This is a genomic window from Paracoccus pacificus (assembly GCF_042680785.1).
Taxonomy (GTDB): domain Bacteria; phylum Pseudomonadota; class Alphaproteobacteria; order Rhodobacterales; family Rhodobacteraceae; genus Paracoccus; species Paracoccus pacificus.
In genome coordinates this window covers 1-954 of sequence record NZ_JBHUEN010000059.1, presented here as the reverse complement: position 1 = coordinate 954, position 954 = coordinate 1, and the positions used below count along the sequence as shown (strand labels likewise).

Here is a 954-nt window from a genome sequence, read left to right as displayed (position 1 = left end):
GTGCAATGGCAGAAGCCAGCCTGACTGCAAGACTGACAAGTCGAGCAGAGTCGAAAGACGGCCATAGTGATCCGGTGGTCCCGAGTGGAAGGGCCATCGCTCAACGGATAAAAGGTACGCTGGGGATAACAGGCTGATGATGCCCAAGAGTCCATATCGACGGCATCGTTTGGCACCTCGATGTCGGCTCATCTCATCCTGGGGCTGGAGCAGGTCCCAAGGGTATGGCTGTTCGCCATTTAAAGAGGTACGTGAGCTGGGTTTAGAACGTCGTGAGACAGTTCGGTCCCTATCTGCCGTGGGTGTAGGATACTTGAGAGGAGTTGCCCCTAGTACGAGAGGACCGGGGTGAACGTTCCACTGGTGGACCAGTTGTCGTGCCAACGGCAGTGCTGGGTAGCTATGAACGGACAGGATAAACGCTGAAGGCATCTAAGCGTGAAGCCCCCCTCAAAACAAGGTATCCCTTGAGAGCCGTGGAAGACCACCACGTCGATAGGCCGGAGATGTAAGCGCAGCAATGCGTTCAGTTGACCGGTACTAATGGCTCGATTGGCTTGATTTGATCCGGTGGAAGGCAGACAACGGTCTTGCTTCCGCCAAAAGCATCCTTGGACAACGAACCCGTCGCAAGACGGAACGCTGAGCGTTTCTTTCCCGGTCTGGTGGACATAGCACGAGCAAAACACCCGATCCCATCCCGAACTCGGCCGTTAAGTGCCGTCGCGCCAATGGTACTGCGTCTCAAGACGTGGGAGAGTAGGTCACCGCCAGTCCTGGAAAGAAACGCAGATCTCTCAAAACGATAACCCGCGCCAATCACCAAAACGATCGGCGCAACCGCGCATCGACACGCGCAAACGGACGCGGGGTAGAGCAGCCCGTCCGACCTGCAAACAGTCCACCGGACTGTTCGCTTAACGGTCGAACCTCGTCAGGCTCATAACCTGACAG

The 954-nt window shown here is 56.4% G+C and carries 2 rRNA genes; both read left to right on the top strand.

From position 1 onward, the window contains the following. A 23S ribosomal RNA gene (locus ACFSCT_RS19500) occupies positions 1–565 on the top strand; the annotation flags it as partial. Positions 566–661: 96 nt separating this feature from the next. After that, a 5S ribosomal RNA gene (gene rrf, locus ACFSCT_RS19495) occupies positions 662–776 on the top strand. The last annotated feature ends 178 nt before the right edge of the window (positions 777–954 follow it).